This window comes from Priestia sp. 3CA3, from assembly GCF_056836725.1.
Genome location: NZ_JBXENJ010000004.1, coordinates 404,608 through 418,957 on the forward strand (window position 1 = coordinate 404,608; position 14,350 = coordinate 418,957).

Consider the following 14,350-nt stretch of genomic DNA (forward strand, 5'->3'; position numbering starts at 1 on the left):
TTAACTATCTCATTATGTACTTCTCTTATTCTTCTCTTTACACCTCCATTCTTGAGCTAAACGAGACGTTTGTCATAGAAAACCGCCGTTTGTTTGCTCCTTAGTATCTTCCATTTGTCCCCATATGAAAAGGAGTTTGTAAGACATGCTTACAAAATTTTGAATGCAGCAGAATATTATTTCATATTTTTATATACAGAATATAGACAAACAAAAAAACGGAACTGAAAGTAAAGGTCTCAAACAGTTCCGTTTCGATCTAGCATTTCTATACTTTATTCTTCTTCTTTTTTCTTTACACCAAGCGAAGAGAGCGCTTGTTTTAAATGTCCGAACGTTTCAATTTTATTAAAACTGATTCCTACATTAACAGCCGTCTGAGCCATGTCAGGACTCACTCCTGACATAATCGCATGGATGCCTAGCAGCTGCAAAATGTTAATCAAATCAAAAAATTTGTGAGCGACATACGTATCTACATAATTTACACCCGATAAGTCAATGACTAAATGCCTTATATGTTTTTCTGCACACCTTTTTGGAACAACCTCGATAATAGAATCACCTTTGATTTCATCAATAAGCCCTACCAAAGGAAAGACCGCGATGTGGTCTACAATTGGAATAACAGGAAAACTCGTTTCGTCGATTAGCTCTTGCTGAAGACTTATTTTTTGCCTTGTGATTTTATAATACTGTTCGGAAAATTCATTAATGAGTTTATCAAATGTTGTATGATAAACTTCACTCCAAGACAGTATATCTTCTTTTGTAATAGATGAATGTATCAGGCTATATGTTTTGACATATGTCCAAATAATTTTTCTTGTTTTGCTTAGCGCTTCTACTACTTCGTAAATCGGCGTATCAAATTTAATTCTGCTGTTTACTACTTCCGTCGTCCATTTCATCATACGTTGTTTAAAAATCTCTTGATTGTCAAGAAAGCCGCTCGCAATTGTTTCAATCGTATAACGATGCTGCTCGCGCAGCTTTTTCTCAACTGATGCGTCTGCGTCCTTTGAGTAAATCGATCCTTTAATATTACTTCTTTGGCGCAGCCATTCTTCACTGATAGAGGCTGAATTCTCTAAAATATATTCAAAAAGACGTTGATTTTGTTCACTCACTACTGTTTAACCTCCGTTCACTTTCTCTTTCTGTCCAATCACTTACAAAACGCACCTTATGAGAAATTCATGCTTCATATTTTTTCCTCGTCCATCTCTATCATACACGATAACCGCTCTGCATACTTATAGAGAATTAGATATAAACAAGCAGGTATTTGATTATCTACATAGATAAACTGCCGTGTATGATGAAACTATCATTTATTTTTACATGAAAGGATGTTAATTGTATTGAAAAAATCAATTATTTTGTTGGGGCTTCTGGCTACAAGTATTGGATTATCAGCTTGCTCAAACAATACAACACCTTCTTCTGCTACAAACTCTTCTGCACATTCAGGACATGAACATCATAAAGCTGCAGTTGCTGATATTCGCGAAGAGACTCCAGGAGCAGATGTTTTACCACAGTTTTTGAAGAACCAGCCTAAAGACATGAAGCTAGTTTATCTATCCGTTGCTAAAAATCGTGAACTACTTGAAAAAATCCCTTGCTACTGTGGATGTGGCATGGAAGCGAATCACAAAAATAGCTATGACTGCTTTATTTTTAAAAACAAAAGAAATGGAGCAGTTGTCTGGGATGATCATGGAACAAAATGCGGATTGTGTATAGAGATTGCAGCTAAAGCTATGCTCGACTATAACCGAGGCAAATCAATAAAAGACATTCGCAAAGACATCGATGAAAAATATAAGGAAGGCTATGCACAACCCACTCCTACTCCTTCCTTGTAGAACATTGGCATTGTTAAAGTAGAAAACATCAAAAAACACTCAAATAGCTATTTGAGTGTTTTTTGTGTACTATTCTTTCACAAACTCTTTTGTACTTCTTACTGTATCAATCGGACGCACGAGCTTCTCAATTTCTGCACGTTTTGGCTCTAAAAATGGAGGAAGTGATAATTTTTCTCCGAGCGTTTCGTAAGGTTCATCTCCCATAAATCCTGGTCCATCTGTCGCAAATTCAAATAAAATTTGCGGAGCCACTCTTGCATACAACGATTCAAAGAAGTGACGATTCACATAACCAGACGTATGGAAACCGAAGCTTGGCATACGGTTAATCCATTCTTCAAGAGCCTGTCGATTTTCTACGCGAAAAGCAACGTGATGAACCGTTCCAAAACCTTGCTGAGCCTGCGGAAGTTTTTCGTTGTGTTCGACTACTACTTGCGCACCGTTTCCTCCTTCTCCTACTTCAAATAGGTGGAGATTTCCTTCTTGAGCAATCTCTTTAAATAAAAGGACTTTTTCCATCATTTCTTTAAAGTAATTAAACTCGGCGATACGAATAAAGATAGGACCGAGTCCCGTAATAGCGTATTGAAGAGGTACAGGACCTTTTTGCCAAGGAGTGCCTGATTCAACTCCTTGATTTCCTTCATCGGAAATTAACTGATACTGCTGATCATCAAAATCAACAAACGAAAGCGTCTTTTTCCCAAATAGCTCTTGAATCCCCGTATGCTTCACTTCTAAGCGGTCAAAGCGCTTTACCCAATAGTCTAAAGCGTCATCATTTGGAACGCGGAAAGATGTTTTTGAAATTTCATTTGTTCCGTGAGAACCTTTTGGAATTCCTGGAAAATCAAAAAAAGTCATGTCCGTTCCGGCACTGCCTTTATCATCTGCGAAAAACAAATGATACGTTTGAATATCATCTTGATTGACCGTTTTTTTTACTAAGCGCATGCCTAACACATAGGTGAAAAATTCATAATTCTTTTCTGCGCTGCTCGTAATAGCCGTTACGTGGTGTATTCCTTTTAAGTGGTTCATTCTACATTCCTCCGGATAAATCGTCTAGTTTATCATTCGTTATTTATCTTTAATTTAAATATCTTTAATTAAAGATAATATACCATGATTAATTTTCCTTTGTCAATAAAGTATGGATGATCTCGGAAGGAAATATGTAGGTTTTTACATTTTAGCAAAATCTCATAAATGAGGACGGACCAAATCGGTAATAAAACACCGTATTGTTGCCTAGTCCCTTCTCTAACCTATACTAATTTATTTCTCTTACACGATATCATGTTTTTAAACCTTTGTCCGGTATTGGCTGAGATCATCACCCAACAGGCAAACATCAATTAATTCAATAACTCCCAGCAGCTAACTTTTTTAATCTTTTTATATAAAAGGAATAGTAAGAAAAAACTTCATCACATATACTATATAAATTTATATAAAAGGCAGGGATATCATGAAAGCACAGCGCTTGGTAGATGACAAAAAAGGAACGTACAGCAAGGAAGTTCAGAAGCACTTCAAAATAAAAGTAAATGGAAAAATTTACACAAAACCCTCACCGCAACCACCTTCCTCACCCCCTGTGAATAAAAAAAATCTTAAATATAAACCTCAAAATAAAGTTCTACGCACGTATGATAAAAAAGATCAAGTGGTAAACGGCACACAAGAAAGGCTCATAAAATCTGCCAAAACTAGATTAACTAAATACGAAAAGCTTCTATTAAGCAATCAGCTTTCAGAATCCGCGGCTCTTTACTCACCTTTTGGGTTAGAAGAGCTCGTGCGAATGGCTAGTAGAGAGGAGTGAACGATTTGTGTTGGGTGAAAAAGTAATCATTGATACAAACATTTGGGCTTCACATGCGCTTAATTATCCAGAAGTTGTGGAATATATTAATGAACTTATTTCAAATAATACGGAATTTTTAATGCCTACCGTTGTACAAATGGAACTTCTGTCGCATTGGGAAGTAGAAACAAATCCTCAAGTCAAAGCAGTAAAAAATCATTATATTTACGATATGACCGATAAGATTGTAGACGTTACAAGTGAAATTGCACAGCTAGCAGCTCAAATTCGCAGAAAAGCCAAAATAGAATCAAATAAAAAAATTAAAGGCCCGGATGCGATGATTGCCGCATCTGCTTTTATACATAATGCAAAACTGGTTTCCAACAATAATAAAGATTTTGCTTGGATTACATTTAATTTCAGCTACCGAGGTCAACCATTATCTTATGTAAATCCTATTAAAGACACGATTGCTTACGCTTCTTTTATTAAAAGCTTTGAACCTCCCAACCTTCCCGGTGCTGATAACTTACAAGAAAACGAGAAGGAAAGTTAATTTGTTTTTGCTTTCAAAATACTCCTTGTCTCCCGCCTTTTTCAAATTAAAAGTTTGATGGGTACATACTCCAATTCTTTCTATATTGAATACAGTAAAAAGCATAAAAACTTAGGCGGTGAAAAGAGTGAATTACCCATATTACCCGGAACAACCTTTAGAAGAGTATCAATATGGCTATGATTATTATTCCAATCCCCAGGAAACTGAAGAAAGATTCCCTTATGGTTATTATCCATATCCTCGCCCACGTCCATTTTATCCTTACCCTTACCCACGTCCTATTTATTACCACCCCCCTTACTTTTACCCTCGTCCTCGTCCGTTTTACCCACACCCAGTGTATTGGAGATAAAAAAGAAGAGCTGTCAGCTCTTCTTTTTTGTTTCTTGATATTTAGACATCTCTTCTTTAATAATGGTCACAAACGCTTCATTTTGCTCAATTTCAAAAACAGTAATAGCTTTTTCTAGGTAAGCTATTCCTTCTTTAAGCTCACCAAGCTGACAGAGTGCTTCTCCAATTTGATAGTGCAGTTCTCCTAATAAATAAAGCGTCTCATGCTGAATACACAGCTCTAGTCCTGCTTGTGCATATTTAACCGACTTTTCATAACGTTCCATTTGCAAAAGCGCATGTGATAATCCATATAAAATTCGAATTTTGACAAGAGGATCTTTTAACTTAGGAAGCAAAGCAATATGCTGCAATCCTTCCATAAACGTACTGAACGCTTTTTTTAAATGACCTTCTTCTTCGTAAATAATGGCAATACTATTTAAAATAGCAATCTCTTTTTCTGAATAAAACTGTTCGCTCGTACGCGTGAACGCAATCGCTTTTTCCAATTTACGAAGCGCTTGCTCAAATTTATTTCCAATATAATAATCACATATGGCTTCGTGCCATAGGAAAAATTGTGCGTGAAAAGGATCTTGAAACATAGGATTATCTTTTTCTTTATCCACCATATGTAACACGGTTGCATAATCGCGTTTTCGTATATAATGCCTAATGGTCGATTTAATTTCTTTTGAATAATCGTTGGGCGTTAGCTCTCCTGCTTCAAAGAAATAATTCATCGGAACCCCTAAGCGTTTCGATAAATGATAGAGAACTTCACTGCTTGCATGAATTTCACCTTGTTCAAATCGATGTAGCTCTTCTTCTGTACAAATTCCTTCTGATAACTCGACAGTTGTCATTTCCGCAATCTTTCGCAGATCTTGAATCAGCTGACCTACTTGTTTTTTATCATTCAAAAAATCACCTTACTTAATGTAAATAAATGTTTTTATCCTACTTTTCTACTATACTCCAAATAAAATGACTTTAAAAGAGATAATGGGCTATTTTTTGAAACTCTTGTCAATCTTTTCTCCCTATCAACACAGAAAAACAGCACATCAATGTGCTGTTTTTCTCAAGTTTATGTGCTTTATGACACTATATATCCTTAAATAGAATCAAATACTTGACGCAGTTGAGCTGCGCTTTTATTGATTGCCTGCTGAGCGAGTGGGACAAATTCATGAAACCCTAAAAATCCGTGAATCATCGTTTCATAATTTTCGTAGGTGACGGGAACACCATGATTTTTTAATGCGTCCGCGTAGTCTTTTCCGCTATCTCTTAGAGGGTCGTACTGTGCTGTAATAATGGTAGCGCTTGGTAGACTCGATAAATCTTCTAGTAATACCGGAGCGTTATAGGGATGCTGCTCTTCTTCTTTATTATTTAAGTACTGAAGGCGAAACCAATCCATAAGATCTTTTGAAAGAAGGTATCCTTCGGCATTTTCTTTCATAGAGGCAGGATGCTGATTTTTAAATCCTACAGACGGATAAATAAGCATCTGATGAACAATGGATGGACCTTGTCCTTGTTTTGCTAAAATGCTTACAACCGCAGCAAGGTTGCCACCGGCACTATCTCCTCCAACGGCAATTTTGTTTGAATCGATATTTAATTGAGACGCGTGAGCTGAAATCCAATCCAAGGCGTCATAGGCATCGTTCACCGCAGCGGGAAATTTACTCTCAGGAGCAAGGCGGTAATCAACAGACACTACAATACAGTTTGTTTCATTTGCATACGACCTGCATATGGAGTCATGAGTATCCAGGCTTCCTAATACCCAGCCTCCTCCGTGATAATAAACAAGAGCGGGAAATGGCCCTGTTCCTTCAGGCTCATACACTCGTATAGTGAGGGTACGTTCATTTAATTGGATTTCTTCATTATATACTTTTTTAACTGCTTCTTTAGAAGGAGTTAAAGACATCTTTTCCATTTCCCTCAGCTGCAGGGGTGTAACGTCCTCTAAAGAAGGACGGGGCATTTCGTTATATTGATTTAGAAATATTTGAATATGCGGATCTAACGGCATTCTTCTTCTCTCTCCTTTCAAGGTAACTCTATATGTAATGATGAATGAAATTTCAGAAAAAATCCAATATATTGTCTTCTCGGCAGGCTTTTGTTTGTTTTAATTAAAAATGGGTATAACAATTAAATAAAGAGGATGATATTCGTATATATTTTATTCTCACCTATATAAATATAAATACGTACAAAGGAGGCACAATGATGATTATTGTTTATATAAGCTTAGCTGTTGTTTTGGCATCACTTGCGTATCTTATTTACGCAGGCGTATCATTTAATAAAAAAATCAAGCCAACTGTGAACTCTGTAAATGCCACTTCTCAACATCTTCAAAACGAAACTGATCATATTAAAGAAAAAACAAACCATTTAAAAGTAACACAAGCAGCGATTAAAACGGATATACAGTACAAAAAAGATTCGGTCAAATATACAGCCAACTCATTTAAACAGCTTGTGAATAGCTTTAAACGTTAAAAAAGGAAACCTTTATAAAGGTTTCCTTTTTTATTACATCGCCTGAGACGTATCTTTAGGAGGGGCAGCCGTTTTGTTTCGGTGATAAATAGCATTAATCTCTCCTCCAATGACGAGAATTAACCCCGTTAAAAATAGCCAAAGCATCAGAACAATTACGCCTCCTAAGCTTCCATAAGTAGCAGAATAATTGCCAAAGTTGCTTACGTAAAATGAGAACCCTAAAGATGTCAGCTGCCATAGCAGCGTAGCAGCGAGTGCTCCGGGCCATACGTGAGCAAAAGGAAATGTTTTGTTTGGCGCTAATCTGTATAATACGGATAAAACAAGTACCATAATGCCGACACCAACAATCCAGCGCAGAATATTTAAAACCACTGTTGTACCTGAAGGAAGAGAAAACCATTCGCTTATCCAATTTAACAAAACCCCTCCGAACACTGGTAAAAGAAGCGATACAACAATTGTTACAATTAATCCAATTGTTAAAAGAATGGACAAGCCTCTTACTTTAATAAACGAGCGCTGTTCTTTCACATCGTAGGCTTGGTTCATTGCACGAATAAAGGCGTTCATACCGTTTGAAGCGGACCAAATGGTTCCTAAAATCCCTACAGTCAGTAACCCGCCGTTTGGTTGGCTTACAAATTGAGCTACGTTATCCTTAAAGATTGCAGCCGTTTCTCCCGGCATAACGCTTTGAAGAAGATCGATTGCCTCTGCCGGTTTAATAGATAGATACGGAACAATCGATATCAGTAAAATAAGCATAGGGAATAATGATAGCATATAATAATAGGCTTGCTCAGCCGCTAGTCCCGTTGCTTGGTCTTCTTGAATTTCTTTACCAAGACTTTTTCCGAATGATAATAGCTTTTTCATGATAAACCTCTACTTTCTCTTTTTTTGTTCTTTTCCCATTTTATGCACTTTTCAACCTTGAAAGTGGAGAATTTCGAGCAAAATCTCAAATCAAGCGACCATGAGAAAGTAGAATGATGTTTCCTACACAAAAAAAGTTCCGGCTCAAAAGAGCCAGAACTTTTCATCAAAGTGTTTATGTAGAGCAGACTAGCGAATGTGTCCTTGTGCACCGCTTAATTGCTGCTGCGCCATTGCAACAAGATGCTTCGTCATTTCTCCACCAACAGAACCATTTGCGCGAGCCGTCTGCTCAGCGCCAAGCTGAACGTTAAGTCTTCCCGCGATTTCCGTTTTTAACTGATCAAGAAGCTGTTCAGCACCTTGAACTAAAATAGGATTACGATTTGCCATGTTTATCACTCCTTTCCTTCAACAGCTTATATAGGTTAATGTTCCTTTCACTTGAAATTTTATACAACATCCTTCAAAAAAAAGATCCCTGGCTATCGCCGAGATCTTTTTTTTCTTTTTAAGCTTTTCTACACTCGTTCAAGAGGCATTGTGCAGCAGCGGAAAGAACCGCCGGACTTAATAATTTCAGATATATCAACTTCAATCACTTTATAGCCTCGTTTCCTTAACTCTTCATTCACTTCTGTATTTATTGGCAGACTGATCACCCGTTGATTACCGATGGATAATACATTGGTTCCCATCGTAAACTGCTCTTCTTTTGTTACTTCAATTAAGTCATATTTCATGCGAAGTAAATTTAATTCTTTCTCATGTAAAGCGGGTGAAAATACAAGCGCTTCTGTAGGTGATAAAATATTTAACACACAATCAAGATGAAGATAAGACCGATCAATAGGAATAGGAACAACCTCATACGCTGGAAGCAGCTCTTGGATATGCTCCACGCCTTCTTTACTTGTACGGTCGCTGAGTGCAATAAAAATAGCTTGTCCATCAATCAGCACATCTCCACCTTCAATGGAGTGGTCCGGTACCTGATGGAAAGGAATACCTTGCTGCTGCAGCCAATCGGCTAGCACTTGTTCTTCTCCGCTTCGAATTTCGCTGCCCATTTTCGTGACAATAACGGTATCTCCGAGCGTATAGCCAATATCCCGTGTAAATACTTGTTCTGGAAATGGCTCTTGTGCAGATAGTCCGATGACTTCAATCCCTTCTTTTTGAAGACATTCGACAAATTGACGGTGCTGCTTTGAAGCTAAGCTCTCATCAATGTTTTCGTCCGCATAATGCTTTTGTGTTTCATTAATAATTTCTTCAATTTTCATATATGTAGGTGGACAAACGACCACGCGTTTTAATGTATCATACTCATTTTTACATCCATAACTATTCGTCATTTTAGCTGGCTGTTTCATTTGCATCTTTTTAAATCCCCCTTCGTGCATTTATATACAGTGTTCCCTAAATCGCCTGAAACATAAACACGATTTTGCTAAGGAAACACCCCTGCGCATGTATCTGAAAAGCTTTTTCAGGCAAGAAAAACAAAAAAACACAATACTTCTTCTAATTACAATAACTGTTAGTATAAAATAGTCTAGTAACTGTACAAAAAATTGGAGGTTAATATGAATAAAATAGCGAACGCATTATATGCGGGCAGAAAAATTTTATTACTACTGTGGGTCATCCTAATTGTCGGATTTGGCTTTTATGCGGCTAAGCTTCCTTCTGTGCTTGGAGGAAACGGATTTGAAATGAAAGGAATGTATAAAGATACCGAGCAGCTTTTAGTTAATAAATTTGATGTTAGCGAAGCTCAGATCATCGTTTTGTTTAAAAAAAAAGACGGAGTTTCTGACTCGAAATTCCAGCAAACGATCGCTCAGTATATGCAAAAAGCAAAGGACAAATCAGACGCGTCGAAAGTTGACATACCAACGGCTTCTAACAAGATGATAAAAGGAAGCACAGCGTATGGAATTATCCACTTTAATCACGATGATGGAACGATGGATAAACGAGTAGAAAAGATCAGAACTCTTTCATCTGAAGAAAAAGAAGTTAGTGTAAAATTAACCGGTGGTCCTATTATTGAAAAAGATATGAATACAGCAAGCCAAGCAGATTTAGCAAAAGCAGAAGCCATTGGTATTCCTGTTGCTTTAGTTGTGCTTCTTCTAGCTTTTGGCGGCGTGGTAGCCGCTGCAATTCCTCTTATGATAGGAATTGTAACCGTCGTTACCACCATGGGCGTTGTCTATTTCTTTCATCCGTACACAGAGCTGTCCATCTTCATTTTAAACGTGATTCCAATGATTGGATTAGCTCTTAGTATTGACTTTGCCCTTTTATTTATTAATCGCTTTAAAGAAGAAATTCAAACAAAATCGGTAGAACAAGCAATCAAAATCACCATTCAAACAGCGGGACGCTCGGTCATCTTCTCCGGATTATGCGTATTTATTGGATTAGCGGGAATGCTGTTTATTCAAGTTGATATTTTTCAAAACGTCGCTCTTGGAGGAATGGCTGTTGTTTTTATTGCTGTGTTTTCAGCTCTTACGCTGCTTCCTTCCATACTGGCTATACTAGGTACACGCATTAATCGTTTACGCATCCTAAAAGTCAGTGAACAAGGCGGTCAGTCTAGGTGGCGTTCATTCGCTACATTTGTCATGAAAAAACCTGTAGCTATGACGATTGTTTCTCTTATTATTCTGTTAGTAGCACTTATTCCCGTTCGAGACATGCATCTAGAAATACCATCTTCAGAAGCACTGCCAACAAAATACGAGTCTCGTCAAGCTTTTGACACGTATAACGATACGTTTATAAATAAAAACACGGCAGACGTTTATTTTGTGTTAGAAGCTAAGCAAGATATGCTGAAGGAAAAGCCTTTAACAAATGCCTTTACTTTTATAAAACAATTAAAAGAAGATTCGTTAGTTAAGCAAGTTGATTCTATTTCTACCGCTTTAAACGTAAAATCCAGTGATCAGCTTCAAGCTATGCTGAACAACCCGCAGATAAGCGCGCAGACAAAGCCAGCTGTAGATTCGTTTATTAACGAACATTATATGCTCATAAAAGCTACGCTAGATACAGACCAAAATTCAGATCAAGCAAAAGATTTTGTTCGAAAATGGAAAGAGAAACGTTCACCTTTCACCGTTCATATTGGCGGCTATCCAAAATTCGAACAAGAAATATTTGATGAAATTTATGAAAAGGCGCCTTATGGCCTGGCTCTTGTTTTATTTTCAACGTATGTCATTTTAATGATTGCTTTTCGTTCCGTCCTGATTCCTTTAAAAGCTATCATTATGAATATTTTAAGCTTAGCAGCTACGTTTGGTTTACTTGTATGGCTGTTTCAAAATGGACATTTAGGTCTTACCCAATCCAATATTGCTTTAGTGCTGCCGGTCTTTGTTTTCGGCCTTGTATTTGGGCTTAGCATGGACTACGAAGTCTTTTTGATTTCACGCATTCACGAAGTGTATCATCAAACGAAGGATAACAATGTAGCAACGGTAGAAGGCCTAGCTTCCACTAGTAAAATCATTACGAGCGCTGCTTTAATCATGATTGTCATTACAGGAGCCTTTGCTTTTACAGACGTAACGCCTGTTAAACAAATGGGTGTAGGAATTGCCTTAGCTATATTTATCGATGCAACGATTGTCAGAATGCTTCTTGTCCCTTCTCTTATGAAATTGCTTGGAGATGCCAACTGGTGGTTTTTCACTAAAAAAAGCGATAAGTCCAGTTCCAACGAACAGGTAAAATCATGATAAAAAAACCCGCTCAAGTGAGCGGGTTTTTCATTGAAGATTTCTTTATCGACTTAATTTAGCAAAAGCGATAATGCCTTCTTCATCGTCTAATTCCAGTTCTAGTCCTGCTGCGTATGGGTCTACGTTCATTTCCGTATCCAGCCAATAGCGCAGCGCTTCGATAATGTTCAAAGTAATATGAACCTGTTTACGATCATGCACGTATGACTCTGCTGAAAAACCGTAGTCATCATCATACATTAGCTCAATCTCTACTTCTTGAGGCTGAACTTGTTTTTTTTCTGCGATATACAAACACATCGCATTGATAATATCTTGTTCAGAAATTTTTATTGTCTCCAAGATTTCACTTCCTCATTTTTACGCTTGTTGCTACGTACGCTTTGGAATAACTTTACTACAAGAAGAATTAAAGCTACAATCACAAGCATATTTACCATAAAGCCTAAAATTGGGCCTAATGGTCCTAAGCTAGATAATAAGCTTCCAAATAATAAGCCCGCAATTCCTCCCATTAAAAGACCTTTCATTAAGCCGCCGCGCTTTGAACCAGCTGCTGTACTTTTAGATGATGAGTTTTTAGACGTATTGTTTTGCTTAACCGAATTACTGTTATTGTTTTTAAATAAGCTTGATTGGTTATTGCTTCCGCTGTCAAAAGAGCGCTTTCCTGATTTATACCCTTTTGCACTTGCTACGTTTGAACCGTCATGAATAAGTGATCCACCGACTGGTGAAAACACAACCGCTAATGCGATAAATGCGGCCAATAATTTTTTTACCATTGCTTTCCCTCCACTAAATGACTAACGTCACATATGTTTTTTCATATATGATTTCCATATATGTTCCTACGTTTCATCATACCAAAAGGTTTCACTTTTTTATATAAAAATGCATAAAGCTCCATTAAATGTTCACAGGATTAAACATTTAGACGCGTTTCATATGGATATAAGACCCTTTTATGTACACATCAGTGAAATTTATAAAACTAACAAAGACTCTTCATCTTCGTTAACGCTTATTTTACACTTCGCCCAGCATATTACTTTCACAGAGTTCTGTAGCAAGTCCCCTCTTTTAAAAATACCTTTATACGCTCCCTTCGCTCCTATTGGTAATAAAGGAGATATGAGTTTAAATGACGAATGTCATACAGGAAACAGCGTCTCAAAAATATAGTAAATGGCATAAAAAATTGAATACGAAAAGTTTTAATATTGCACGTTTGTAGTCGATTCGTAGTCAAATGTTATCTACTCCCCCTTTCATAAATAAGAGCTTTCTCTTATATGAATATGTATAGATAGACTAAAGTTAAAAAGGAGAGATACGATGCTGAATGAACAGTTCCCATTATCAACAGCAAATTTATCAGATGCAATGGAAGGTGCCAACCACTTAGACTTTTCTATTAAGCCCTTGCAGCGTCATTACAAACTATTCGGGCCGGCTCTTACCGTAGATACGCCCGCTGGCAATAATTACTCAGTGCTTGAAGCGATTCGACTAGCGGAGCCGGGAAGTGTGCTCGTTATTGATGGTAAAAGCTACTGTAACCGTGCCTTAGCAGGAGATTTCGTAGTAGCCATGGCGAAGCTTGTTGGAATAAGCGGTATTGTACTAGATGGGGTTATACGAGATCAAGAAGACATCGAAAAGCTCGATTTCCCCGTATTTTGTAAGGGCTCTACGATCGCAGCAAGCAGCAAAAAAGAAAAAGGAAAGGTAAACGAGATCATTTCCTGCGGGGGCGTAAAAATCCGTCCTGGAGACTTTATTGCAGGTGATGACGGTGGAGTGATTGTCATTCCCAAGGAGCAAGCCGAAGAAGTATTAGCAAAAGCGCGAGAAAAATGGCAAAAAGATAAAGACCGAGAGAACGAAGTATTAATTAGCAAAGAAACGGTATATACCTATTTAGATAAAGCCCTAAAATAAAAGACCTCCGCTTGGAGGTCTTTTATTTGTCATATTGTAAAAATTCTAATCGATTTCCAAACGGGTCATGGACAAAAAAACGCTCTCTCCCTGCAATAGGCTCTTCTTCAGAAAGAACGCAGCCCGAATGTGCCAATTTACGTCTAAGCGTCTTGATATCTTCCACGACAAAAGCTGGATGCGCTTTTTTAGCAGGTATGTAGTCATCTTGAATACTGATATGCACTTCTTGAGTCCCACATTGAAACCATATGCCGCCTCTGTGCCTTAAATTTTCCGGCTTAAGAACAGTTTTCATTCCTAAAAGATTTTCATAAAAATTTCTTGCTTCTTGCTCGCATCCTTCTGGACCAAGAAGCTGAACATGATCAATTCCCAGAAACATCCACAAACCCCTTTCAAAAAACGTCTTCCTAAAAGTTATTAATCAATGACTCTAGGATTATGAATAACCTGCAGCTCTTTTACAGCTTGCTTCATTTCGCTTTTGCAAATTGGACAAGTTGGCTGATCTCCGCTTTTAAAGTTATCTCGAACCCAACAATTACACGTATCTGATGTACATTCCCAAACTTTTGTTTCTTCAATAACAGCCGGCTCTAAATTTTTACGATTATACATACACATCGTCTCCTTTAAACAGTACTTT

General features: G+C 37.5%; 17 protein-coding genes. 6 read left to right on the top strand and 11 right to left on the bottom strand.

Annotation, left to right across the window (positions count from 1 at the left end):
• Nucleotides 1–275 precede the first annotated feature (275 nt).
• Nucleotides 276–1,130 carry an STAS domain-containing protein gene (locus tag AC1VNJ_RS13930; protein ID WP_482640919.1) on the bottom strand — a complete coding sequence of 285 codons (855 nt, stop codon included), beginning with the start codon at nt 1,128–1,130 and terminating at the stop codon, nt 276–278.
• A gap of 234 nt (nt 1,131–1,364) precedes the next feature.
• Between AC1VNJ_RS13930 and AC1VNJ_RS13935 the strand changes: the two genes are divergently transcribed.
• Nucleotides 1,365–1,871, top strand: coding sequence for a PCYCGC motif-containing (lipo)protein (locus AC1VNJ_RS13935; protein WP_482640920.1), 507 nt, complete (start codon nt 1,365–1,367; stop codon nt 1,869–1,871).
• 69 nt (nt 1,872–1,940) lie between these two features.
• On the opposite strand, the gene AC1VNJ_RS13940 is transcribed toward AC1VNJ_RS13935, so the two are convergent.
• Nucleotides 1,941–2,918, bottom strand: coding sequence for a ring-cleaving dioxygenase (locus AC1VNJ_RS13940; protein WP_034266069.1), 978 nt, complete (start codon nt 2,916–2,918; stop codon nt 1,941–1,943).
• A 430-nt stretch (nt 2,919–3,348) separates the two neighbouring features.
• On the opposite strand from AC1VNJ_RS13940, the gene AC1VNJ_RS13945 reads away from it, so the two are divergent.
• Both AC1VNJ_RS13945 and AC1VNJ_RS13950 read left to right on the top strand, forming a co-directional pair.
• Complete coding sequence (locus AC1VNJ_RS13945; RefSeq protein WP_098112592.1) at nt 3,349–3,705, top strand: hypothetical protein; 357 nt, start codon at nt 3,349–3,351, stop codon at nt 3,703–3,705.
• Between the two features lie 7 nt (nt 3,706–3,712).
• The gene (locus AC1VNJ_RS13950) at nt 3,713–4,246 is read left to right on the top strand and encodes a PIN domain-containing protein (protein ID WP_098626401.1); all 534 of its coding nucleotides are present in this window, start codon (nt 3,713–3,715) and stop codon (nt 4,244–4,246) included.
• A gap of 368 nt (nt 4,247–4,614) precedes the next feature.
• On the opposite strand, the gene AC1VNJ_RS13955 is transcribed toward AC1VNJ_RS13950, so the two are convergent.
• Nucleotides 4,615–5,508: a helix-turn-helix domain-containing protein gene (locus AC1VNJ_RS13955; protein ID WP_028413387.1), complete on the bottom strand. Its 894-nt coding sequence runs from the start codon at nt 5,506–5,508 to the stop codon at nt 4,615–4,617.
• Nucleotides 5,509–5,702: 194 nt separating this feature from the next.
• On the bottom strand, nt 5,703–6,635 hold the full coding sequence (locus AC1VNJ_RS13960) for an alpha/beta hydrolase (RefSeq protein WP_155008119.1): 933 nt from the start codon (nt 6,633–6,635) through the stop codon (nt 5,703–5,705).
• A 200-nt stretch (nt 6,636–6,835) separates the two neighbouring features.
• Here AC1VNJ_RS13960 and AC1VNJ_RS13965 point away from each other — a divergent pair, with 200 nt between their 5' ends.
• Entirely contained in the window at nt 6,836–7,111 is a 276-nt protein-coding gene (locus AC1VNJ_RS13965) for a hypothetical protein (RefSeq protein ID WP_034266052.1), read from the top strand.
• A 33-nt stretch (nt 7,112–7,144) separates the two neighbouring features.
• Here the strand turns inward: AC1VNJ_RS13965 and AC1VNJ_RS13970 are convergent, their stop codons facing one another.
• The 3 genes from AC1VNJ_RS13970 to AC1VNJ_RS13980 form a co-directional block, all read right to left on the bottom strand.
• Nucleotides 7,145–7,993, bottom strand: a complete 849-nt coding sequence (locus tag AC1VNJ_RS13970) for a YihY/virulence factor BrkB family protein (protein ID WP_033578946.1) — start codon at nt 7,991–7,993, stop codon at nt 7,145–7,147.
• Between the two features lie 189 nt (nt 7,994–8,182).
• Nucleotides 8,183–8,386 carry an alpha/beta-type small acid-soluble spore protein gene (locus tag AC1VNJ_RS13975; protein ID WP_013056997.1) on the bottom strand — a complete coding sequence of 68 codons (204 nt, stop codon included), beginning with the start codon at nt 8,384–8,386 and terminating at the stop codon, nt 8,183–8,185.
• Between the two features lie 128 nt (nt 8,387–8,514).
• Nucleotides 8,515–9,375 (bottom strand): dimethylarginine dimethylaminohydrolase family protein, encoded by an 861-nt coding sequence (locus AC1VNJ_RS13980; protein WP_034266049.1) that lies wholly within the window; start codon nt 9,373–9,375, stop codon nt 8,515–8,517.
• Between the two features lie 207 nt (nt 9,376–9,582).
• Here AC1VNJ_RS13980 and AC1VNJ_RS13985 point away from each other — a divergent pair, with 207 nt between their 5' ends.
• Nucleotides 9,583–11,754, top strand: a complete 2,172-nt coding sequence (locus tag AC1VNJ_RS13985) for an MMPL family transporter (protein WP_482640921.1) — start codon at nt 9,583–9,585, stop codon at nt 11,752–11,754.
• 45 nt (nt 11,755–11,799) lie between these two features.
• On the opposite strand, the gene AC1VNJ_RS13990 is transcribed toward AC1VNJ_RS13985, so the two are convergent.
• Together AC1VNJ_RS13990 and AC1VNJ_RS13995 are read right to left on the bottom strand one after the other, a co-directional pair.
• A complete protein-coding gene (locus AC1VNJ_RS13990) occupies nt 11,800–12,099 on the bottom strand; it encodes a YxcD family protein (protein ID WP_014460159.1) in 300 nt (99 codons plus the stop codon).
• Nucleotides 12,087–12,542: a hypothetical protein gene (locus AC1VNJ_RS13995; RefSeq protein WP_033578944.1), complete on the bottom strand. Its 456-nt coding sequence runs from the start codon at nt 12,540–12,542 to the stop codon at nt 12,087–12,089. Before AC1VNJ_RS13995 ends, AC1VNJ_RS13990 begins: the two co-directional genes overlap by 13 nt.
• 553 nt (nt 12,543–13,095) lie before the next feature.
• Here AC1VNJ_RS13995 and AC1VNJ_RS14000 point away from each other — a divergent pair.
• On the top strand, nt 13,096–13,701 hold the full coding sequence (locus tag AC1VNJ_RS14000; RefSeq protein WP_154991362.1) for an RraA family protein: 606 nt from the start codon (nt 13,096–13,098) through the stop codon (nt 13,699–13,701).
• 22 nt (nt 13,702–13,723) lie between these two features.
• Here the strand turns inward: AC1VNJ_RS14000 and AC1VNJ_RS14005 are convergent, their stop codons facing one another.
• Both AC1VNJ_RS14005 and AC1VNJ_RS14010 read right to left on the bottom strand, forming a co-directional pair.
• Nucleotides 13,724–14,086 carry a VOC family protein gene (locus AC1VNJ_RS14005; RefSeq protein WP_013056991.1) on the bottom strand — a complete coding sequence of 121 codons (363 nt, stop codon included), beginning with the start codon at nt 14,084–14,086 and terminating at the stop codon, nt 13,724–13,726.
• Nucleotides 14,087–14,124: 38 nt separating this feature from the next.
• Nucleotides 14,125–14,322: a cold-shock protein gene (locus AC1VNJ_RS14010; protein WP_013056990.1), complete on the bottom strand. Its 198-nt coding sequence runs from the start codon at nt 14,320–14,322 to the stop codon at nt 14,125–14,127.
• Nucleotides 14,323–14,350 lie beyond the last annotated feature (28 nt).